General features: G+C 65.4%; 21 protein-coding genes. 11 read left to right on the top strand and 10 right to left on the bottom strand.

All coding sequences use genetic code 11. The features are described from left to right. From ABIA42_RS12885 to ABIA42_RS12865, 5 genes are all read left to right on the top strand, one after another. The gene (locus ABIA42_RS12885) at nucleotides 1-621 is read left to right on the top strand and encodes a PilZ domain-containing protein (RefSeq protein ID WP_370113245.1); all 621 of its coding nucleotides are present in this window, start codon (nucleotides 1-3) and stop codon (nucleotides 619-621) included. Between the two features lie 104 nt (nucleotides 622-725). After that, nucleotides 726-998: a hypothetical protein gene (locus ABIA42_RS12880; RefSeq protein ID WP_271530634.1), complete on the top strand. Its 273-nt coding sequence runs from the start codon at nucleotides 726-728 to the stop codon at nucleotides 996-998. 597 nt (nucleotides 999-1,595) lie between these two features. Beyond that, nucleotides 1,596-2,636 carry a PrsW family glutamic-type intramembrane protease gene (locus ABIA42_RS12875; protein WP_370113247.1) on the top strand — a complete coding sequence of 347 codons (1,041 nt, stop codon included), beginning with the start codon at nucleotides 1,596-1,598 and terminating at the stop codon, nucleotides 2,634-2,636. Between the two features lie 73 nt (nucleotides 2,637-2,709). Then, nucleotides 2,710-3,288 carry an HdeD family acid-resistance protein gene (locus ABIA42_RS12870; protein ID WP_370113249.1) on the top strand — a complete coding sequence of 193 codons (579 nt, stop codon included), beginning with the start codon at nucleotides 2,710-2,712 and terminating at the stop codon, nucleotides 3,286-3,288. A gap of 235 nt (nucleotides 3,289-3,523) precedes the next feature. After that, nucleotides 3,524-4,609, top strand: coding sequence for a 3-deoxy-7-phosphoheptulonate synthase (locus tag ABIA42_RS12865; protein ID WP_370113251.1), 1,086 nt, complete (start codon nucleotides 3,524-3,526; stop codon nucleotides 4,607-4,609). A gap of 167 nt (nucleotides 4,610-4,776) precedes the next feature. Here ABIA42_RS12865 and ABIA42_RS12860 read toward each other — a convergent pair whose 3' ends face one another. Genes ABIA42_RS12860 through epmA form a run of 3 tightly spaced genes read right to left on the bottom strand, consistent with a single transcriptional unit; the run spans nucleotide 4,777 to nucleotide 7,217 of the window. Next, nucleotides 4,777-5,031: a hypothetical protein gene (locus tag ABIA42_RS12860; protein ID WP_028177543.1), complete on the bottom strand. Its 255-nt coding sequence runs from the start codon at nucleotides 5,029-5,031 to the stop codon at nucleotides 4,777-4,779. A gap of 42 nt (nucleotides 5,032-5,073) precedes the next feature. Then, nucleotides 5,074-6,168 carry a lysine-2,3-aminomutase-like protein gene (locus tag ABIA42_RS12855; RefSeq protein WP_370113253.1) on the bottom strand — a complete coding sequence of 365 codons (1,095 nt, stop codon included), beginning with the start codon at nucleotides 6,166-6,168 and terminating at the stop codon, nucleotides 5,074-5,076. Next, nucleotides 6,165-7,217 (bottom strand): EF-P lysine aminoacylase EpmA, encoded by a 1,053-nt coding sequence (gene epmA / locus ABIA42_RS12850; RefSeq protein WP_370113255.1) that lies wholly within the window; start codon nucleotides 7,215-7,217, stop codon nucleotides 6,165-6,167. Before epmA ends, ABIA42_RS12855 begins: the two co-directional genes overlap by 4 nt. Before the next feature lie 162 nt (nucleotides 7,218-7,379). Between epmA and efp the strand changes: the two genes are divergently transcribed. The 3 genes from efp (at nucleotide 7,380) to ABIA42_RS12835 (ending at nucleotide 10,657) form a co-directional block, all read left to right on the top strand. Continuing rightward, complete coding sequence (gene efp / locus ABIA42_RS12845; RefSeq protein ID WP_271530628.1) at nucleotides 7,380-7,946, top strand: elongation factor P; 567 nt, start codon at nucleotides 7,380-7,382, stop codon at nucleotides 7,944-7,946. Nucleotides 7,947-7,990: 44 nt separating this feature from the next. Continuing rightward, on the top strand, nucleotides 7,991-9,586 hold the full coding sequence (locus ABIA42_RS12840) for a M23 family peptidase (protein ID WP_370113258.1): 1,596 nt from the start codon (nucleotides 7,991-7,993) through the stop codon (nucleotides 9,584-9,586). 84 nt (nucleotides 9,587-9,670) lie between these two features. Next, nucleotides 9,671-10,657: a DUF808 domain-containing protein gene (locus ABIA42_RS12835; RefSeq protein WP_370113260.1), complete on the top strand. Its 987-nt coding sequence runs from the start codon at nucleotides 9,671-9,673 to the stop codon at nucleotides 10,655-10,657. A gap of 27 nt (nucleotides 10,658-10,684) precedes the next feature. Here ABIA42_RS12835 and ABIA42_RS12830 read toward each other — a convergent pair whose 3' ends face one another. Both ABIA42_RS12830 and ABIA42_RS12825 read right to left on the bottom strand, forming a co-directional pair. Then, entirely contained in the window at nucleotides 10,685-11,188 is a 504-nt protein-coding gene (locus ABIA42_RS12830) for a cupin domain-containing protein (protein ID WP_271530625.1), read from the bottom strand. Between the two features lie 21 nt (nucleotides 11,189-11,209). After that, on the bottom strand, nucleotides 11,210-11,689 hold the full coding sequence (locus ABIA42_RS12825) for a carboxymuconolactone decarboxylase family protein (protein WP_370113262.1): 480 nt from the start codon (nucleotides 11,687-11,689) through the stop codon (nucleotides 11,210-11,212). A gap of 54 nt (nucleotides 11,690-11,743) precedes the next feature. On the opposite strand from ABIA42_RS12825, the gene ABIA42_RS12820 reads away from it, so the two are divergent. Continuing rightward, on the top strand, nucleotides 11,744-12,295 hold the full coding sequence (locus ABIA42_RS12820) for a MarR family winged helix-turn-helix transcriptional regulator (protein ID WP_370113263.1): 552 nt from the start codon (nucleotides 11,744-11,746) through the stop codon (nucleotides 12,293-12,295). A gap of 29 nt (nucleotides 12,296-12,324) precedes the next feature. Here ABIA42_RS12820 and ABIA42_RS12815 read toward each other — a convergent pair whose 3' ends face one another. Together ABIA42_RS12815 and ABIA42_RS12810 are read right to left on the bottom strand one after the other, a co-directional pair. Then, nucleotides 12,325-12,690 (bottom strand): hypothetical protein, encoded by a 366-nt coding sequence (locus tag ABIA42_RS12815; protein ID WP_370113264.1) that lies wholly within the window; start codon nucleotides 12,688-12,690, stop codon nucleotides 12,325-12,327. Continuing rightward, nucleotides 12,644-12,901, bottom strand: coding sequence for a hypothetical protein (locus ABIA42_RS12810; protein WP_370113265.1), 258 nt, complete (start codon nucleotides 12,899-12,901; stop codon nucleotides 12,644-12,646). Before ABIA42_RS12810 ends, ABIA42_RS12815 begins: the two co-directional genes overlap by 47 nt. A 148-nt stretch (nucleotides 12,902-13,049) precedes the next feature. Between ABIA42_RS12810 and ABIA42_RS12805 the strand changes: the two genes are divergently transcribed. Beyond that, nucleotides 13,050-14,279 (top strand): lytic murein transglycosylase, encoded by a 1,230-nt coding sequence (locus ABIA42_RS12805; protein ID WP_271530620.1) that lies wholly within the window; start codon nucleotides 13,050-13,052, stop codon nucleotides 14,277-14,279. 110 nt (nucleotides 14,280-14,389) lie between these two features. On the opposite strand, the gene ABIA42_RS12800 is transcribed toward ABIA42_RS12805, so the two are convergent. The 3 genes from ABIA42_RS12800 to recJ form a co-directional block, all read right to left on the bottom strand. Next, complete coding sequence (locus tag ABIA42_RS12800; protein WP_028177555.1) at nucleotides 14,390-15,187, bottom strand: aldolase; 798 nt, start codon at nucleotides 15,185-15,187, stop codon at nucleotides 14,390-14,392. Between the two features lie 96 nt (nucleotides 15,188-15,283). Beyond that, on the bottom strand, nucleotides 15,284-16,093 hold the full coding sequence (locus ABIA42_RS12795) for an SDR family NAD(P)-dependent oxidoreductase (RefSeq protein WP_370113267.1): 810 nt from the start codon (nucleotides 16,091-16,093) through the stop codon (nucleotides 15,284-15,286). 88 nt (nucleotides 16,094-16,181) lie between these two features. Beyond that, the gene (gene recJ, locus ABIA42_RS12790) at nucleotides 16,182-18,023 is read right to left on the bottom strand and encodes a single-stranded-DNA-specific exonuclease RecJ (RefSeq protein WP_271530618.1); all 1,842 of its coding nucleotides are present in this window, start codon (nucleotides 18,021-18,023) and stop codon (nucleotides 16,182-16,184) included. A gap of 287 nt (nucleotides 18,024-18,310) precedes the next feature. On the opposite strand from recJ, the gene ABIA42_RS12785 reads away from it, so the two are divergent. Beyond that, nucleotides 18,311-19,387, top strand: coding sequence for a methyl-accepting chemotaxis protein (locus ABIA42_RS12785; RefSeq protein ID WP_271530616.1), 1,077 nt, complete (start codon nucleotides 18,311-18,313; stop codon nucleotides 19,385-19,387). Nucleotides 19,388-19,766 lie beyond the last annotated feature (379 nt).

Genomic DNA, 19,766 nt, shown 5'->3' with positions numbered 1-19,766 from the left:
ATGTCCGTCGAAGAGTTCCTCAGGCAACGAGCAGTGGACGTTGCGGTGAGCGGCAGCTACTCGCTGCCCCGCTGGTACGATTGCGAGGGCAAGCTCCGCAGCTTCGCCTGCCGGACCAAGCGAGTCTCGCCCTTCCGCATGATCGTGGACGTGCCTGTCGTCGGCAAGGTCGGCGAGCGCGTGACCTCCTACTTCCAGGATTTCGGCGAATTCCAGTGCACCATCAGCGCGACATTGAAGGCGGGCTTCCTGATGGAGCTCGACATGACGCGGGCGCGGCGCGCCTGGATGTCGGAAAAGCTGACCTGGCTCGAGAAGAAGCAGAAGGATGCCAGCGTTCGCGAGCTACGGCGTGACGCGCGCTTCGTTCCGCAGGTCTCGCACACGGTCCTGACCCTCGCGGACGGGAGCACTCATTCGTGCTTCATCATCGACGTCTCGACGGCCGGCGTCGCGGTGTCCTCCGAGTACGATCCGCCGATCGGAACCCCGCTTGCGGTCGGCGCCTGCGTCGGGCGGGTGATCCGCAAATTCGCGCACGGCTTTGCGGTCAAATTCACCGAGAAGCAGTCCCGGGACAACCTCGTCCGCCTGATCGTGCGCTCATCGCAGCCGGCCTGATCCACCGCATCGCTGCCCTATCGCGGCCAAAATGCGGTATCAGCTTATGTAGGTCTGTGCCTCGGGCCGGACGTCAATGTGCAGACTTGCGCTCGGGGGACCGAATGGCAGTCGACAAGATCACAGTTGATAAAGTCGCAGTTGATAAGATCACTTGGGACAGGGTCGGCCGGGTCACCGAGCCCGGACGCTACATGTACACGTTCGGCTGGCTCACCATCACCGCCGGCGATATCGAGATCTGGAAGCGATACCCACAGGCCGCGTTCACCCTGCTGGCGCAACCGGCCGATCCGGACGCATCGATCGGCGAAGAATTCCACCTCGGCGCCTTCGACGTCGCTCCCGCCGCGCCGTCGCCGCTCCCAGCGCATTGAAGAACGGATTCGGGGCCGCCGAGTCGCTGCTGAGCAAGCGGCGTTTACGGTCATGCGCGGCTGCGCCAGGCGCCGGCCATCGCGGGAACCTCTGGCATGGGCGTTGCTTCATCATCGCCATGATACACATCCCTGCCGTCGATCAGGCCTTCCTGTTGCTGCTCATCGTCTTCTGCCTCGGCACGTGCCTGGTCCGTGCATTCTGGGAGCTTGAGCAGATGCGGTCGCGCCGGATCGCAGGCCCGCCCCGCACAAGGAAAGCGGGACTAGGCCAGCAGCCGCGGCGCCGGCCTTGAGACAGGCCATCCCGCCTGCGGATCCGCCGCCGGAAGAGGTGCGCAGTGGATCGAAGAAACCTGCGCATTTCCTTGATCTGGCTCACCAATCTCGACCCGACATCCGACGCAGGGTCGTTGCCATGGATGACGAGCATTTTTTGCCATGCAATTGATCGCGCTTGTATTCTACTCCTTCGCAGGCGACGGGAATGAACGGCAGCTATCGCCCGCGTTCAGCGAGCGGACAGCAGGCGCATGACACATGGTCGCATCGGCCCGACGTAGATAAGCGGATCAAGGGAACCTATTTTCGGCGCCAATGTATCTGATCGAAGCGCTCCCCACCGTCATTGGAACTGCGGCCATCGCCCCGGCGCTGCTGATGCTGTGGCTTGTCATCGCTGCCGAAGAGCGCCCCGGCCCGCCGGCCCAGGTCTGGACCGCCTTCCTGCTTGGCGCGGCCAGCATTTCGCTCCTGGGGCTCGCCCGCGCTCCTTTCGCCAAGATGGTCGCTGCCCCCGACGACCCCTGGGCGGCACTGGCCATGCATTCGATCTTCGGCGTCGCGCTGCCTGAGGAGGCCGTCAAGGTGATCGCCATCGTGCTGATTTCGTCGACCAAGCGGCGGACCTTCTCCAATCCAATGGACACCGTGGTCTATGGCGCCGCGGTCGGCCTCGGCTTCGCCGCCTACGAGAACCTCGCCTATCTGGTCCAGCACGCGGAGATGTGGCGCTCGCTGGCCGCCCTGCGCAGCGTGCTGACCGTACCCTTCCACGGCGCGCTCGGCATCATCGCGGGCGCCTACCTGACGATCGCGCGCGCAGGCACGGCACTGGGCGCGAACCGCCGCCATCGCGACTGGGCACGCCTCTCCAGCCGGCTATTGATCTTCGCCGCCCCGCTCGCGCTGCATTCGGCCTTCGACTTCCCGCTGCTGGCGCTCCAGCGCATGCCCGATCTCGATCCGACACTCCGAATGTGGCTGGGCGCCGCGAGCCTCCTGGTCGGCTTCGGCTCGATTGCTTTCGCCATCCACCTGGTCCGGCGCGTCGCGCGCCACCATGCGCCGCGGACCGATGTCGCGCGCGAGCGGCTCAGCCAGCTCCGCCGGATGTGGGCGCTGCTGCTGGCCGGCGGCGGCATCGGCTTTCTGGGGCTCGCCTTCGTGCTGACCTCGATCCATCACTGGCTGATCAACCCCGAGCGCAACCTGACGCTGGCGCTGATCCCGATTGGTTTCGTCTCGATCCTGCTCGGCCTCGCGCTTCTGATTGTCACGACGGCGATCTACATTCTCGGCCGCAACCGCATCCGCACCAGCGCGGAAGGCTTTTCGTCGGCGCCCGGCGGCGGCTGAGCCGCGCGATGGCAGGCGCGGTGCACACATACTAGATTGAGCGGCATGGGCTGCTGACGAAATCGAGGACTTCATGACATCGCCTGAGGAATTTTCACGGCTGCAATCCGCAATGAACCAGGCGGTCAAGACGCATTGGAAGGCCTTCCTGTTCGAGGGCATCCTGCTCGTGGTTCTCGGCATTGCCGCTTTGGTCCTCCCGCCGCTCGCGAGTCTTGCGACCGCGATCTTCCTCGGCTGGATGTTCCTGATCGGCGGCATCGGCGGACTGATCGCGACCTATTGGGCGCGCAGCACGCCGGGCTTCTGGTGGTCGCTGATCTCGGCCGCTCTGGCCGTGCTCACCGGCACGCTGCTGCTGGCCCGGCCGATACAGGCCGTGCTGACGCTGACCATCGTGCTCGGCGCCTATTTCCTCGCGGAGGGCGTCGCCACCATCATGTACGCGCTGGAGCACCGCCGCGAGTTGAGCGGCCGCTGGTCGTGGCTTCTGGTCTCCGGCCTCGTCGACATCGCGATCTCGTTCATGGTGATCACGGGACTGCCAAGCTCGGCGGACTGGGCGATCGGTGTGCTCGTCGGTATCAACCTGCTGTTCGGCGGCGCCACCTTGATCGGCATGGCAATGGCGGCACGTAACAGCAAGACCTGAGGCGCCTCGCCGCCGTACGCGCCGATTGGGGGGTGACAACCCGCCAGCGGCAGGCTATATGGCCTGCCATGATCACCGTCGCCACCAGCTATTTTTGGTACTTTAGCTACGACAGCTCGCTGGCGGCGGGAGGATCGCGCTCAATCTGACACATTGCAGCAAACGTCCGAACAAGCCGCCAGACCTGGCGGCTTTTTTATTGGCCGGCAGGTTCTAAAACAGACAGGAGCCCGCCGTGCTGAGCACGACCGACGATCTTCGTATCCGCGAACTGAAAGAACTGAGCACGCCGGAAGAGGTGATGCGGGAGGTCCCGCGCACGCTCACCGCGACACGCGTGGTGATGGCCGCCCGCAACGCCATCCACGCCATCCTGAGCGGCCAGGACGACCGCCTGCTGGTCGTGGTCGGCCCCTGCTCGGTGCATGATCCCGAGGCCGCGCTCGACTACGCCGAGCGCCTTGCGCGCTTGCGCGAGGACCTTGCCGACCAGCTCGAGATCGTGATGCGGGTCTATTTCGAGAAGCCGCGGACCACCGTCGGCTGGAAGGGCCTGATCAACGACCCCAATCTCGACGGCAGCTTCGACATCAACAAGGGCCTGCGGCTGGCGCGCAACGTGCTGTCGGCCGTGAACAATCTCGGTCTGCCCGCGGGCACCGAATTCCTGGACATGACGACGCCGCAGTACATCGCCGACCTCGTCTCCTGGGCCGCAATCGGCGCACGCACGACCGAGAGCCAGATCCACCGCGAGCTGGCCTCGGGGCTGTCCTGCCCGGTCGGCTTCAAGAACGGCACCGACGGCAATGTGCGGATCGCGGCGGACGCGGTGAAGTCGGCCTCGCATCCGCATCATTTCATGGCGGTGACGAAGCTCGGCCATTCGGCGATCGCCTCGACCGCGGGCAACGAGGACTGCCACATCATCCTGCGCGGCGGCAGCAGGCCGAACTACGACGCGGCAAGCGTTGCGGCCGCCTGCAACGAATTGACCAAATCCGGCGTCGCGCCGCTCGTGATGGTCGATGCAAGCCACGCCAATTCGAGCAAGAAGCCGGAGAACCAGCCGCTGGTGATGGCCGACATCGCCAGTCAGATCTCGGGCGGCGAGAGCCGCATCATGGGCGCGATGATCGAGAGCAACATCGTCGCCGGTCGCCAGGACGTGGTGCCGGGCAAGCCGCTCACCTACGGCCAGAGCATCACCGACGGCTGCATCGACTGGCCGACCACGGCAAGCGCGCTCGAGCAGCTCGCCGACGCTGTCGAGATTCGTCGCAACACCCGGCACGCAGGGCGGCACGAACGGTCGGCCTGAGCAACGACTCGGCTGGGTTGGCTGGCTCATCACCTCTCCCCGACGGGAGAGGTCGGATTGCGCAGCAATCCGGGTGAGCGGTCGCAGCGTTGGGGCGAGAGTGTAACCCTCACCCGGACCGCATCTTTGATGCGATCCGACCTCTCCCTTCGGGAGAGGTGAAGCAATCAGCAGCCGCGGCAGATGCTCCTGATCTTGCGATCGAGCTCCGCATCTTCCTTGTTCGCGGGGGTGTTCGGATCGCTCAGATTCTTCTCACTCGGCACGTCAGCCGCACGCGGCTGGCGGTGACCAACAGGCGCCGGCCACGCCGTTCCACGGCTTGCGCCGCCGGAGGTCGATCCCTTCGAGCCGTTGGTCTGCGCAACCGCCTCGCCACCAAGCAAGACCACGAGCGATGTTGCCACCATGATCTTCTTCATTTTCAGTGCTCCATTTTCAGATCGGCACACTCTCTACCCCGCTCAGATTTCGGGCGGGTAAAGATGAACGCCGCCGCAATAATCTAAGATACGATACCGCGTTTCGGCTCCCGCATCATCCGCATCGGGTGCGGTATTTTGCGGCGCCAATACGTAACCTGGCCCCACCGGCGATTTGCCGGCGCCGCCGGGAATGTCGATGACATAGTCCGGCTGACATAGTCCTGAGACCCGCCCGCGCAGCTGCCGCATCAAGTCCTGTCCCTCCGCCAGCGTCGTTCGCAGATGCGCCGTGCCCGGCGCGAGATCGCCGTGATGCAGATAGTAGGGCTTGATCCGGCATTCGACGAAAGCTCGCATCAAATCCGACAGAGCGGCGATGTTGTCATTGACGCCGCGCAACAGCACGGACTGGCTCACCAAGGGAACTCCAGCATCGACGAGCCGGGCACAGGCAGCACGCGCGGGCCCTGCCAGCTCGCGCGCGTGGTTGGCGTGCACTGCCAGCCAGGTGGTCGCGCCCGCGACCTTCAATGCCGCAACCATCTCCTCGCTGACTCGCGCGGGTTCGGCCACCGGTACGCGGGTGTGAAGACGGATGATCTTGACGTGATCGATCGCAGCCAGTTCGGCCATGATCTCGCTCATCCGCCGCGGCGACAGCATCAGGGGATCGCCGCCGGTCAGAATCACTTCCCAGATCTCGTCGTGTGCTCGGATGTAGTCGATCGCCGCGCGATAAGCGCTGTCCGACAGCGCATTCTCCTTGCCGGGCCCCACCATCTCGCGGCGGAAGCAGAATCGGCAATAGACCGCGCAGACGTGAACGAGCTTGAACAACACGCGGTCGGGATAGCGGTGCACGATTCCGGGAACTGGCGAATGGGGGTGGTCGCCGATCGGATCGGCATTCTCGCCCGGCTCCAGGTTCAGCTCGGCTGCGGTGGGGACGAATTGTCGCGCGATGGGATCGTCGGGATCGGTCGTGTCGATCAGCTCGATCAGCGCCGGCGTGATCGCCACGGCATAGCGCGCGGCAACGCGCTCGAGCGCCGGCAGCGCTGCTGCGGGGGCCAGACCCTCGGCGACGAGCTCGGCAGGCTCGCGCAGAGTGCGTACAGAATTCGTCTTCGTCATCTCTCATCCGCAGGGGGTGTCCACACCACCTGATCAATTCGTGTTGCGCTGCTCGCCAGCATGACCAGCCGGTCGAAGCCGAGTGCGACACCACTCGCCTCCGGCATTGCGGCGACCGCGGCCAGAAAGTCCTCGTCGAGCGGATAGGCTTCACCGTAGCGGCGCTGCTTCTCCGTCATCGATTCCGTGAAGCGTTTTCGCTGCTCCTCCGCATCGGTCAGTTCGCCAAAGCCGTTGGCGAGCTCGACGCCGCACGCATAGACCTCGAATCGCTCGGCGACCCTCGGGTCGTCCGCCTTCACCCGCGCCAGCGCCGCCTCTGGAGATGGGTATTCAAACAGGATGGTCAAACGCCCCTGCCCGAGATGCGGCTCGACATGCTCGACCAGGACCTTGCTGAAGATGTCGGACCATGTGTCGTCCTCGGCCACACGGACCTTGCCGCGGGCCGCCGCGGCGAGCGCGCCACGGTTACCCTCGCCACCCGAAATTGTCGACAGCAGTTCGATGCCGGCGAAGCGCTCGAAGGCGCCCGCGACCGTCAGGAGCTCCGGCTCGGCGAAGGGATCGGCGGTCCTGCCGCGGAAGGAAAAGGTCCCGATGCCGGTCGCCTGCGCCGCACGGGCGATCACGACGACGCAATCGGCCATGATGACATCATAGGGGGCACCCGCCCGGTACCATTCTAGCATGGTGAATTCAGGCAGATGCAGGTCGCCGCGCTCGCGGTCCCGGAACACTCGGGCGAATTCGAAAATCCGCGTCTCGCCCGCCGCCAGCAGCTTCTTGCAGGCGAATTCGGGCGAGGTCCGCAGGTATCGGCGCGCCCGGCTGCCGTCGGGCCGCATGATCTCGGTCCGGGGGGCGTGCAGATGGGTCTCGTTGCCCGGGGAGACCTGAAGGACCGAGGTTTCGACCTCCATGAAGCCTTGTTCGGCGAAAAAGGCCCGTAAAGCTCCGGTCACCGCGCCCCTGGCCTGGAGGAACGGCCGCCGGTCGAGGTGCCTGCCGGGCGACCAGAACGGCGACATCGGCTTGTCCCCAGCCATTAACCGACCGCTCCAGCCAGCAGCAAAGTGCTGGCATCCAACGGCAAAATCAGTATGTTGCGGCCCGAAACGGGCGCCGAGGTCCGATTTGAGGCCCCAAGTCCCCCATCAATTTGACCACGTCCTGGCCCCCGCCGGGCCAAGCAAGCAGGAAATACAGCTTTGAGAGTCATCGCCAGTTCTATTCGCAAAGGCAACGTGATCGAGCAAGACGGCAAGCTTTATGTCGTCGTGAGCGCCGAGAACATCCATCCCGGCAAGGGCACCCCGGTCAGCCAGATCGAAATGCGCCGAATCTCGGACGGGGTAAAGATCTCCGAACGCTACAAGACCACCGACCAGGTCGAAAAGGCCACGATCGAAGAGCGCAACTACACCTATCTCTATGAGGATGGCGACGGCTACCACTTCATGAACCCTGAGACCTATGACCAGGTCCAGGTCTCGAAGGACGTCGTCGGCGACGCCGCCGCGTATCTCCAGGAGAGCATGACGGTCAAGCTGTCCATGCACGACACCAACCCGGTGTCGATCGCGCTGCCGCAGCGCGTGACGCTGGAAGTGGTAGAAACCGAGCCCGTGACCAAGGGTCAGACCGCCTCCTCCTCCTACAAGCCCGCGGTTCTCTCCAACGGCGTGCGCACCACCGTGCCGCCGCACATCTCGGTCGGAACGCGCGTGGTGGTGATGACCGAAGACGGCTCCTACGCCGAACGCGCCAAGGACTAAGCGGGCAATCGAGGATCGGAACAGGTACCGCCGGGGGCGAGGCAGTGGGCAGGAAGAGTTTCCGGTTCGTCCCGCTTCTCCTGGCGTCGCTGTCGCTCCTCGCTGCCGCGCCGGTCGCTGCGGATGAATTCCGCGGCCCTTCGCTCACGGCCCTGCGCGTCGACTGGCGCGCAGCGCTCGACCAGCTCCGCGTCGAGATCAACAGTCGCCCGCAGATTGCGGGCGACTTCATCTTTGCACCCCGCCGTTCGGTGCCGCGCTACGATCCGCGCGCGATGCCCGCGCTGGTGCAGCTCAACGCGATCTCCTCGCGCTTCTTCACCGGCATCACCCGAAGTCCCGTACCCGTGCTGCTGCCGTTCGACGCTGCCGCGTACCTCAAGGCGCAGCGCAGCGGCGCGCCGCTCACCCTGTCGCGCTACCAGGCCGACTTCAATCCCGTCGACATGTTCGATGCCGGTCCGGCCGGCTACAGCGCGACCTTCTCGTTCGAGCCCGGCGCCGGCGAGGGTATGCCGAGCCGGGTATTCGCAAGGCCGGTCGAGGTGCAGATCACGGGCTCGGCGCTCGTCTACGACATCGCCGATCCAGCCGGCGGCAAGGGGGAGCCAGTCAAGCCGCTCGCGGCAACCTACCCGGACCTGCGCAAGTTCATCCGGGAAGGCTACGTACGCTACGCCTTCACCCGCTTCGGCGTCGCCTATGTGGTGTCGATCCAGTGCCTCGACAGCATCGCCAAGCCGCGGCGGCTCGCCTGCAAGGAAGCCTATCCAGTCGCCGAGCGCTTCTTGAAGGCTCTGCGTATCGCCGGTGGCCAGCGCATGAGGCCGTTGATGGACATTGCTTCCAACGTCCTCGATCGTCCCGCGGGGCGTTCGCCGGACTTCAGCTACCGGCCGAGCGGCGACATCATCCCGAACACCGGCTACCGCAAGCAAGGCGGCCATCCCGATATGATGGCCTATGCCCAGATCCGCTTTCCCCTCGACAAGGCGCCCGCCTTCGTGCGCTCGCAATCCTACGGCAGGCGCGACAAGAGCGAAGGTCCGACCGCCTATCCCTGGCGCGACAATTTCTGCGAGTCGCGCAGTTTCGAGGTGTGGCAATGTGGCGGAGGCTACGGCCACCAGGGCGAGGACATCCGTGCCGCCGACTGCCCGCCGCCCGGTGAAGGCCGCGAGCCCTGCGATCCCAAGCAGCGCGCCGTCGTCGCCGTGCGTGACGCGATCGTCATCCGCGGAGCCAAGGACCAGGCCGCGACACTTCAAGTCAACAGCCGCACCGAGCACATCCGTTTCCGCTACATGCATATGAATCCGCACGTGATGAACGCCGATGGCGTGCTCAATGGCCGCATCGTCACCGAAGGCGAGAAGATCGGTGTGATCTCGAACTATCTCGACCATCCCGCCGGCACGTCGATGCACCTGCATTTCGATGTGCAGGTGTTCACACGCGACGGCTGGATCTGGGTCAGCCCCTACGTCACGCTGGTGTCTGCCTATGAGCGCCTGATCCGCGCCCGCGGCCGCGAAGTCGGCCCGGAGATCGCAGGCACGGCGCAGCCGGTCGCCCATGCGCTCCCGGAGGACGTGATCAAACCGGACCTGCGCGAGGGATCGAGCGGCGAGGACAATTAACGGCTTGCTCGCTCCCGATTCCGGGCGGCGCAAGAGCGTATCGTCGCGCAAACCCGCCGGCTCAATGAAGAAGGGACACGTTTCATGAGTGTCGGACTGATCGGTCTTCTCGACGATGTCGCGGCGATTGCAAAGGTGGCAGCAGCCTCGCTCGACGATGTGGCGAGCCAGGCCGCCAAAGCGGGCACGAAGGCAGCAGGCGTGGTCATCGACGACGCCGCCGTCACGCCGAACTACGTCATCGGCTTTGCCTCGAAACGCGAACTGCCGATCGTCGGCAAGATTGCGGTCGGATCGCTGCGCAACAAATTGCTGATTCTGCTTCCCATTGCTCTGCTGCTTGGTTACTTCCTTCCCGCCGCGGTCACGCCGCTGCTCATGCTGGGCGGAGCCTTTCTCTGCTATGAGGGCGCCGAGAAGGTGCTCGAAGCCGTGCTGCCGCATCATGCGCACCACCACGAAGCTCAGTTGCAGCCGATTGCGTTGAATGCCCGGTCGGTCGAGGACGAGAAGGTCGCGAGCGCCATCAAGACGGACTTCATCCTGTCGGCAGAGATCATGGCGATCACGCTGGCGGCCCTCCCGGCGGGCAGCATCTGGACGCAGGCGCTGGTGCTGGCGCTGGTCGGCCTCTTTATCACCGTCGGGGTCTACGGCGTGGTAGCCCTGATCGTGAAGGCGGACGATGTCGGCATGGCCCTTGCGCGCTATGACGGCACCTCGATCATCGGCAGCGGAATCCGCTTGCTTGGACGCGCGCTCGTCCGCGGCATGCCCATCTTCCTGGCGGTGCTGAGCACCATCGGCACCGCCGCCATGATATGGGTCGGCGGCGGCATCATCCTGCACGGCATCGAAAAATACGGCCCACCCGTGGTCGGCCACATGGTCCATGCCGCCACCGGAGCTGCCGCACACCTCCTTCCCTCCGTTGCGGGCGTCATCGAATGGTCGGTCGAGGCAGCCATCTCGGGCGTGCTTGGACTGCTTGTCGGCGCACTTGCGATTCCGGCGGTCGAATACGGTCTCGCACCGGCATGGAAACGGTTGAGGCGATCGCGATCGGCCTGAACATGCGGTGGCGCATTGCGCGTGCAGCTACTCGATGAACGTCGTCAGTTGTGCGCCCTCGTCTGCGACGAACACAGCGATCAACTCCGCCGGCTCCGTCATACTGGCATTGGCCGAGACCAGATGCGTCGAGCCCGGCGGCTCGAAGAAGGATTGGCCCACGGCGAACGTCTCGACCGGGCCACCGCCGAGCTGCGAGCGGATCTGCCCCTTGGTGATGTAGGCGGTGACGGATCCCGAGTGTCGGTGCGGCCGTGAAAATCCGCCGGGACCATATGACACGCGCACGATGGTGACGCGCTTGCCCGGGACGTTCGGCAGCGCGTAGGAGCCGATCGGCTCGACCTTGTCGAGCGGCGAGCTCTCCGCCGCCGTGGCGCAGAGCGGCGCCAGCACACCGGATACACTGTCGATCGTCACCGGCAGCACCTTGCCGATCGCAAGCGCGCAGGCGAGGCCTGCGACGACGGCGAGCGCCGTTGACCGCGACGACATCGGGCGTGGCGCGGCAGAAAAGCACATGGCTATCATCGTGATCTCCCCTTGTCCCCCTCAGGACGCAGCTGCGGCGGCTGCGACCGGCCGCTTTGCTGGCGTCCAGCGAAACGCCGCGCCGAAACGGTTCCAGACGTTGATCGAGGCGACCGCTGACGTCAGGTACGTCAATTCCGTCTCGGAGAATTCGTCAGACGCTTCCGCATAGACCGCCTCGCTGACGCCATCGGGCAGACAGGTCAGCGCCTCGGCCCAGGCCAGGGCCGCGCGCTCGCGCGGCGAAAAGATCGGCGCCTCGCGCCAGACCGCGACCAGATGAAGCTTGTCGACAGGAACGCCGATCCGTTCCGACAGCAGAACGTGGTGCTGCACGCAGAAGGCGCAGCCGTTGATCTGCGAGGCGCGCAGCTTGACGAGCTCGAGCAGCTGCTTGTCGAGGCCGGCCTTGCCCGCCAGCTGGCCCAGCGCAAGCACCAGATCATAGACGTCCGGCGCGATCCTCTTGAAATCCTCGTATTCGCTGCGGGCGTGTGACATTGCCGTTCACCTCGGATTATTATAAGGGTACTTATATCTTATAAGAGCTCTGATATGACACGCAAGACCGTTGCCGTCACAGGACCGAAAACCGTGCGCAAGGCACCCGCGCCTGCCGGCGACACCACGCGTGTCCCCGCTCCCGGCGAAGGCAAGCGCGGCGAGCAGGGCTATCTCGGCTATCTCCTGCGTCAGGCCCATGCCGCGGTTCGCCTGACGATGGAACGGACTCTCGCCGATCTCGGCGTGACGTCGCCGCAATTTGCGGTATTGACGATGCTCAACGCCTATCCGGGCTTGTCGGGGGCCGATGTCGCCCGCCTCACCTTCCTGACGCCCCAGACCGTCGGTGTCATTGTCCGCAACCTCGAACGCAACGGCGCGATTGTGATGACACCTCATCCCGTCCACGGCCGCATCCTGCAATGGACGCTGACCCCGCGCGGGGCGACGCTTTTGAACGCGTGCCGGCAGCGTGTGCTGGAATTGGAGAAGCGCCTGGCTCGGGATTTGGATTCAAAGGCGGAAAGCACTATCCGGCGTTGGCTTGCCGGAATCGCGAAGGATCTGCAGGGGGACGAGGCCACCGACATTCGCGGTCGTTGATTGCCGCCTCCATCGCAGCAGCAGCGCGCCTACCCGCCTTTCAACGCGTTCTTGACCTCGCCGTCGGGCCAGGTCTCGTCCGCCGCGATCACCCGCACGCGGCTTTGATCGGCCATATTCACCAGCACGTGCGAACTCATCCGGTCACCGCTCTGCTCGAGACGCAAATCGGTTTCGGGCTTCCAGCTCAGCGTGGTCGCGAGGTCGCCGGGGAAAATCTGCCACTGCGATCCGTCGTCGAGTTCGACGACATGGCTTTCCGCATGCGTGCGTATCTTCATTCGACCCCGATTCGATTTGCCGATCGTGCGAAGAAAGGCCCCGGCATCAAGCCGGGACCCTGCTCCGTCAGTCGTTGTCGTGAATGACGGTCTTGCTGCGATTGCCGAATTCATCTTCCTTCTTGATCACCGTGGTGCGGTCGGCGGGCTCGCGTTCCCTGATCACGGTGGTGCGGTCGTGGTCGCGGTCGCGCTCACGATATTCGTGGGACCGTCCGACCGTTACGCCCGCGCCGACCGGGCCGACGTGAACGCCGACCTCATCGGCGAACACGGGCGCTGCGACGGCGGTGACCATGGCTGCGACAAGCAGATATTTCCTCATCTTCTCCTCCTTCCCGGTGTGTGGGGGGAATGCGGGAGTGCGACACTTGTTCCGGTGGGAACCGCCGACGCAATCAGGCAGAATTCTCACATCGCCGCCGTTCCAGGAACCGACTCACACGCGCCATGTTTCCGGCTAGAATGCGCCCATGACGCACGCTGATTCCTCGCCTCGTTCAACTCGCCGCGCCCTGCTCCAATCGGCGTTCGGTGCAGCCGCCTTGCTCGCCGTCCCGACACGCGCTCTCGCCGCGCCTCCGGGATTCGACGAATGGCGCGAGAGCTTTCGCGCCCGCGCGATGGCGAAAGGTATTTCAGCCACGACATGGCAGCGCGCGATGGGGCGGATCGAGCCGGACATGAGCGTGTTCAAGCAGATGCGCAACCAGCCGGAATTCAACGAACAGCTCTGGCAATACATCAACCGCCGCGTCTCGGACTGGCGTATCATCAACGGCAAGATCGCGCTGAAGAACAACGAGGCGCTGCTTGCGCGCGTCGAGCGCGATTTCGGCGTCGAGCGCGGCACGCTGCTGGCGCTGTGGGGCGTCGAGTCCGCCTATGGCGATCCCCTGGTGCAGCAGAACCACATGAGGCCGGTGTTTCCCTCGCTGGCCGCGCTCGCCTGGAACGAGCCGCGCCGCAAGGCCTATTGGGAGACCGAATTGATCAACGCGCTGCGGATCGTCGACAAGGGCTGGAGCACGCCGGACGAAATGCGAGGATCCTGGGCCGGCGCGATGGGGCATTCGCAATGGATGCCGGAGGTCTGGCTCAATGTCGGCATCGACTATGACGGCGACGGCAAGGTGTCGCCATTCGGCAAGCCCGATGACGCGCTGGGCTCGACGGCAAAGTATCTCGTCAACCGCGGCAAGTGGCATCGTGGCGAGCATTGGGGCTACGAGGTGCGCGCGCCCGGCAGCGTGAGCGGAAGCCGCACCTACGCGGCGTGGCAGGCGGCCGGCGTGACCCGCGCCGACGGCCAGCCGTTTCCGCAGCCGAACGCATCCGCGCAGATGTGGACACCGGTTGCGGGCGGGCCGACCTTCCTGCTCGGACCGAATTTCTATTCGGTGAAGAGCTATAACCCTTCCATGAACTATGCGCTGGCGATCTGCCATCTCGGCGACCGCTGCCTGGGAGCGCCACCCTTCATCCAACCCTTCCCCGGCTCCGAGCGTGCGCTGACGCTGGCCGAGGTGCAGGAGATGCAGACGCGCCTGACCAAGGCCGGCTTCGATACCGGCGGCACCGACGGCCGCGTCGGCAACGACACGATGAAGGCGGTCAAGGATTTTCAGCAGCGTGCCGGCATCACGCCGGCGGATGGCTATGGCGGGCTGAAGGTGCTGGCCAAGCTGCGGCAGGGCTCGTAGGCGCTCTCTCACTTCGTCGTTCCAGGACCCGCGTGGCGAGAACCCGAAATCTCGCACCACGACCTCTGGATTCCGGGTTCGAGGCTGCGCCCCGCCCCGGAATGTGGCGCTCAGTGCCTGTATTGCGGCTCCTCCGCGTCGAGTTGACGGCGGATGGCGGCGAGATGCAGCCGCGCGGATTCGGTATCGCCCTCGCGCATCTGCTTGTAGGTCGCGGCCGCAATCGCGGGATCGACCGGCAACACCTTTCGTCCCGTCGACATCGCCAGCACCTGCACCTCGGCGGCGCGTTCGAGGTAGTAGAGATCGTCCCAAGCCTCTGCGATGGTCGGCGCCAGCACCATCACGCCGTGATGCTTCATGAAGACGATGTCAGCATCGCCGACGGCGGAGGCTATGCGCGCGCCTTCGCGGTTGTCGAGCGCGAGGCCGTTGTAGTCGCGATCAACCGCGGTGCGGCCGTAGAATTTCAGCGCGGTCTGGCCGGCCCAGATCAGGGGATCGCCCTCGGTCATCGACAGCGCAGTGGCATAGGGCATGTGGGTATGGAAGGCGACCTTGGCACGCGGCAGGCGCTTGTGCATCTCGGCATGGATGTAGAAGGCGGTCGCCTCCGGCACTCCCTCGCCATCGAGTACGTTGCCGTGGAAGTCGCAGATCAGGAGCTTCGACGCAGTCAGCTCGCGGAAGGCGTAGCCATAGGGATTGACGAGGAACAGATCATCATGGCCGGGCACGACGGCCGAGAAGTGGTTGCAGATGCCTTCCTCGAAGCCGTTGCGCGCCGCCATGCGGAAACAGGCGGCCAGATCCTCGCGCGCGGTGCGGATCGCGTCGGTCGCGAGGTCCGGCCGATTGGAGCGGAATGGCGCGGGCGCGGGTGAGGAAGCGTGAAGGCTGTGCGCCATGGCGAAGGACACCTCTGTCGGTCGGGAGCTGCCAGCCTTGTACAGGGACTGGACCTGCGCGTCAGCCCCTGCAACCGCCACCCTGCCCTGCGCGGCTCAGGTTCGCCGCGGCACGCCGCCCGCGTTCATGCCGCCGTCGATGACGAGCTCGCTGCCGGTGACGTAGCGCGAAGCATCGGAGGCGAGATACAGCACGCCGGAGGCGATCTCCGCGGCATGGCCGGCACGGCCGAGAGGCGTGACGACGCGCGCGCGCTCCTCCGGATCGATCGGCGCGTTCTGGCCGGCGCCGGCCGCCCCCGTCGGAATCTTGCCCCAGATCGGGGTATCGATGATGCCGGGGTGAACCGAGTTGACGCGGATGCCGTCGCCCGCCGCCGCGCACTCCATCGCGATCGATTTGGCGAACAGCCGCACGCCGCCCTTGGTCGCCGAATAGGCCGACAACCCGGGCGAGCCGCGCAAGCCCGCCAGCGACGACATCATGATGATCGAGCCGCCGCCGGTCTTGCGCATCAAGGGCAGGCAATGCTTGACCGAGAGGAACACGCCATCGAGATTGATCGCATTCTGCTTGCGCCAGTCGGCGAGCGTCATGTCGACGATCGAGGGTACGGCGATGCCGATGCCGGCGTTGGAGACCATGATGTCGAGCCGGCCGTAGCGCTTGGCGATCTCGGCGACGACCTCAATCCAGCGCTCCTCGCTGGTGACGTCCTGCTCCAGGAAGATCGCCTTGCCGCCGGCCTTGGTGACGCGCCTGGCGAGCTCCGGGCCGCGCAGCTCGTCGATATCGGTGATGACGACCGCGGCGCCTTCGCGCGCGAACAGCTCGACGATGGCCTCGCCAATGCCGGAAGCGCCACCGGTCACCAGCGCGACCTTGCCCTCAACCTGCCCTGTCATGTTCACTCCCTTTTTTGTTGTTTGAGACCGTTATCTTTCGCGCATGATCGTTGTCGGAAAACCGCTTCGCACTTTTTCGGATCATGCGCTATCTAATCACGGATGGCCCTTGATCGGGTAGCGCGACATCGACGACGCGAAATTGCACGCGCTCGGCGCCCTGGTAGCGGTCGACCGAGAGCGAGCCCGCGACATGCAGCTGCTGGCCTCGATTGGCGAGCAGCGCGTTGCCGAGCTTCTGGCCGACCGAACGGAACGCGATGCCGTTGACCATGGCGCCGTCGCCCGACTTGAAACGCAGGCGCAGATGCGCCTGGCCGACCTCGTCGGCAAACACGAGTTGGTGCGCCGGCAGTGCCAGCACGGGCTCCGGATTGCCGCTGCCGAAGGGACCGGCACGGTTGAGCGTCGCCGCAAGCTCCGGCGTCACAGCACGTGCGGAGACCGCGCCGTCGATATAGAGCTCGTTGACGTGGCGCGCCTCCGCGACATCGCGTGCCAGCGCGTTTTCGAGATAGGCGCGGAATTCGGCGAGCTTCTCTTTGCGCAGCGTGACGCCGGCGGCCATCGCATGCCCGCCGCCCTTGAGCAGGATGCCGTCGGCAACGGCCTGCCGCACTGCCTTGCCGAGATCGACGCCGGCGATCGAGCGGCCCGAGCCGGTGCCGATGCCGCCTGGCTCCAGCGCAATGGCAAAGGCAGGTCGAGAGAACTTCTCCTTCAGGCGGGAGGCGACGAGGCCGACCACGCCGGGATGCCAGCCTTCCGAGGCGGTGACGATCACGGCCAGCTTGTCCTCCAGCCCGATCGAGGCCAGTGCCTCGGATTCGGCCTGAGCTTCGGCCGCCTGCTCGATGACGCGGCGCTCGCTGTTGAGACGATCGAGCTCCGCCGCGATCCGCGCAGCCTCGACGCTGTCGCCTTCCAGCAGCAGCCGCACCCCGAGATCGGCGCGGCCGATGCGGCCGCCCGCATTGACGCGCGGCCCGAGCATGAAGCCGAGATGCCAGGCCTCCGGCGGGCCGTTGAGCCGCGCCACGTCCATCAGTGCGGTATGCCCGACATGGTCGCGCCGTCGCATCGCGATCAGGCCCTTGGCCACGAAGGCGCGGTTGAGACCGATCAGCGGCGCCACGTCGGCGACCGTGCCGAGCGCGACGTGATGCAGCATGCCGAGCAGATCCGGCTCCGGCATCTCGGAGGTCCAGAAACCGCGCTGGCGCAGCTCGCGGTTGACGGCGACCAGCGTCACCAGCACGAGGCCGACGGCGGCGAGATGACCGAGGCCGGAGAGATCGTCGGGGCGGTTCGGGTTGACCAGCGCATCGACTTCGGGAAGATCGAGCCCGCATTGGTGGTGGTCGATCACGACCACGGACATGCCGAGACGTTTTGCTTCAGCGAGCGGCTCGATGCTGGTGGTGCCGCAATCCACGGTGACGAGCAGCGTCGCGCCCTTCGCGGCGAGCGCCCGCACCGCCTCGGTATTGGGGCCGTAGCCTTCGAATATCCGGTCGGGGATATGGATCAGCGGATCTATTCCACAATGGCGCAGGTGCCAGGCGAGCAGCGCCGCCGACGTGGCGCCGTCGACGTCGTAGTCGCCGAAGATCGCGACCTTCTCGCCCCTCGCCGCGGCATCGGCGATCCGCTTCGCGGCGGTTTCCATCTCCGTCACGGTGAAAGGGTCCGGCAGCAGCTTTCGGATGGTCGGATCGAGGAAGTCGGGCACGGCGTCGATATCGATCCCGCGGCCGGCCAGCACCCGCGCCAGCAGCTCCGGCAGTTGGTGCCGCTGCACGATGGCGAGCGCCTGCGCCGCCCCACGGGCGTCCAGCCGGTCGCGCCAGAGCTTGTCGGTCAGCGAGCGCGCCACGCCCAGGAAAGCCTGGGGCGCTTCGACGGGCAAGGCGGTGGCGGGCGGCGTCATGGCGGAGGCAACTTGGTGGGAGCTCGGGGTCCAGGCGATCACGCGGACGCACGGTTACTGGCTTTCCGAGGATTGGCCGGCAATCGGCCCGGATTTGCAACGGCCCGACCGCACAAAGCGGTGGATGGCGGCTCGGCCGGCCGGGGTGACTAGCATTTAGGCATTCCGCGGAACAGCAAATTAAGCAGGCGTTAGGCGGAATCTTCGAAAAAGAATCGTATTCGATCTGTAAGTCGTTGTTCCCCGTTCATTGCAGATCAGGCCTCATTGCCAAGGGAAGCTCCCCGATGTCTGCTGCGCTGGGTCTCAAAGCCAAGCCGATTGCCCCCGAAGCCACGGACGATGATTCCGACATCTCCGCGCTGATCAACCGCCTCACTGCCGAGGTCAACCAGATCGCGATCGACAAGACCAAGTCGATCCAGCAGATCACCAATCAGATGAAGATGCTGGCGCTGAACGCGCTGATCGAGAGTTCGCGCGCAGGCGCGCAAGGCGCGGGCTTTGCGGTGGTGGCGCAGGAGGTGCGCGGCGTCGGCCAGCAGGTCGAAACCATCGCCCGCGAGCTCGAAACCCAGTTGACGAAGCGCACGGGCGATCTCGTCGCCTCGATCGAGCGCATGAGCCAGCGTTCGCGCGGCGAGCGCATGGTCGACCTGTCGCTCAACGCCATCGAGCTGATCGACCGCAATCTCTATGAGCGCACCTGCGACGTGCGCTGGTGGGCGACCGATTCCGCCGTGGTCGATTGCGCGGCCTCGCCTGGCGCCGCGGCCGTTTCCCATGCCTCGCAACGCCTCGGCGTGATCCTGGGGGCTTACACGGTCTATCTCGACCTCTGGCTCTGCGATCTCGACGGCAACGTCATCGCCAACGGCCGCGCCGACCGCTTTCGCGTCGTCGGCCAGAACGTCGCCCACACCAAATGGTTTCGCGAGGCGCGGTCCTTGCGCTCCGGTGACGACTATGTCGCCGGCGACGTCGAGAACCAGCCGCTTCTCGGCAACGCGCAGGTTGCGACCTATTGCGCCAGCGTCCGCGACGGCGGCCAGGCCAATGGCGCGCCGATCGGCGTGCTCGCCATCCATTTCGACTGGGAGCCGCAGGCCCGCGCCATCGTGCAAGGAGTCCGCGTCGGCGACAGCGACAAGGCCCGCGTGCTGCTGGTCGACTCGAATTTTCGCGTGATCGCAGCCTCCGACGGCCAGGGCATCCTCAGCGAGCGCGTCTCGCTGTCGCTGGACGGCCAACGGTCCGGCTTCTATCAGGACCGCTCCGGCACGATGGTCGCCTTCCATGCGACGCCCGGCTACGAGACCTATCGGGGCCTCGGCTGGTACGGCGTGATCGTCTGCGGGGCGTGAGGCGAGAAGCGGCCGCCTCGCGCCTGCCCGATCAGAATCCGCGAAAACAACCCCATGCACAGTAGCCCGAGGGTTGTTTTCATTGGTGTTTCTCGAGGGCTTCCCTGCCGTCTTGCGTCCGTCAAAACGCGCTTTGACACGTCGGGCAAAACACTGGCAATCTATGATCATCGCAGGTTGTGTTCCCGGTAGGAGGGGCTGATCCCTTCCGATGCGATCTTGTGACATCGCAGCCCAGCTTCTGAAGCATTTTCCGGCAAGGCTCGCCCATTACAGGCAAGAGCCTGCGCCATCGCTCGCATAGAGTCGCTTCGCATCACGTCGATCGACGTGACAGCGCGAGCTCCCTTGGTTCGTCTCGCGCTCCGACATACCGAGG

It is taken from the genome of Bradyrhizobium sp. USDA 327, assembly GCF_041262065.1.
Taxonomy (GTDB): domain Bacteria; phylum Pseudomonadota; class Alphaproteobacteria; order Rhizobiales; family Xanthobacteraceae; genus Bradyrhizobium; species Bradyrhizobium liaoningense.
Note: the sequence above shows the minus strand (reverse complement) of the source record. Positions and strands in the feature narration are given on the sequence as shown.

Coding starts and splice junctions, on each gene's coding strand:
- ABIA42_RS12885 (WP_370113245.1), top strand. CDS start 1: ATGTCCGTCGAAGAGTTCCTCAGGCAACGAGCAGTGGACGTTGCGGTG.
- ABIA42_RS12880 (WP_271530634.1), top strand. CDS start 726: ATGGCAGTCGACAAGATCACAGTTGATAAAGTCGCAGTTGATAAGATC.
- ABIA42_RS12875 (WP_370113247.1), top strand. CDS start 1,596: ATGTATCTGATCGAAGCGCTCCCCACCGTCATTGGAACTGCGGCCATC.
- ABIA42_RS12870 (WP_370113249.1), top strand. CDS start 2,710: ATGACATCGCCTGAGGAATTTTCACGGCTGCAATCCGCAATGAACCAG.
- ABIA42_RS12860 (WP_028177543.1), bottom strand. CDS start 5,031: ATGAAGAAGATCATGGTGGCAACATCGCTCGTGGTCTTGCTTGGTGGC.
- ABIA42_RS12855 (WP_370113253.1), bottom strand. CDS start 6,168: ATGACGAAGACGAATTCTGTACGCACTCTGCGCGAGCCTGCCGAGCTC.
- epmA (WP_370113255.1), bottom strand. CDS start 7,217: ATGGCTGGGGACAAGCCGATGTCGCCGTTCTGGTCGCCCGGCAGGCAC.
- ABIA42_RS12835 (WP_370113260.1), top strand. CDS start 9,671: ATGAGTGTCGGACTGATCGGTCTTCTCGACGATGTCGCGGCGATTGCA.
- ABIA42_RS12830 (WP_271530625.1), bottom strand. CDS start 11,188: ATGATAGCCATGTGCTTTTCTGCCGCGCCACGCCCGATGTCGTCGCGG.
- ABIA42_RS12825 (WP_370113262.1), bottom strand. CDS start 11,689: ATGTCACACGCCCGCAGCGAATACGAGGATTTCAAGAGGATCGCGCCG.
- ABIA42_RS12820 (WP_370113263.1), top strand. CDS start 11,744: ATGACACGCAAGACCGTTGCCGTCACAGGACCGAAAACCGTGCGCAAG.
- ABIA42_RS12815 (WP_370113264.1), bottom strand. CDS start 12,690: ATGAATTCGGCAATCGCAGCAAGACCGTCATTCACGACAACGACTGAC.
- ABIA42_RS12810 (WP_370113265.1), bottom strand. CDS start 12,901: ATGAGGAAATATCTGCTTGTCGCAGCCATGGTCACCGCCGTCGCAGCG.
- ABIA42_RS12805 (WP_271530620.1), top strand. CDS start 13,050: ATGACGCACGCTGATTCCTCGCCTCGTTCAACTCGCCGCGCCCTGCTC.
- ABIA42_RS12800 (WP_028177555.1), bottom strand. CDS start 15,187: ATGGCGCACAGCCTTCACGCTTCCTCACCCGCGCCCGCGCCATTCCGC.
- ABIA42_RS12795 (WP_370113267.1), bottom strand. CDS start 16,093: ATGACAGGGCAGGTTGAGGGCAAGGTCGCGCTGGTGACCGGTGGCGCT.
- recJ (WP_271530618.1), bottom strand. CDS start 18,023: ATGACGCCGCCCGCCACCGCCTTGCCCGTCGAAGCGCCCCAGGCTTTC.
- ABIA42_RS12785 (WP_271530616.1), top strand. CDS start 18,311: ATGTCTGCTGCGCTGGGTCTCAAAGCCAAGCCGATTGCCCCCGAAGCC.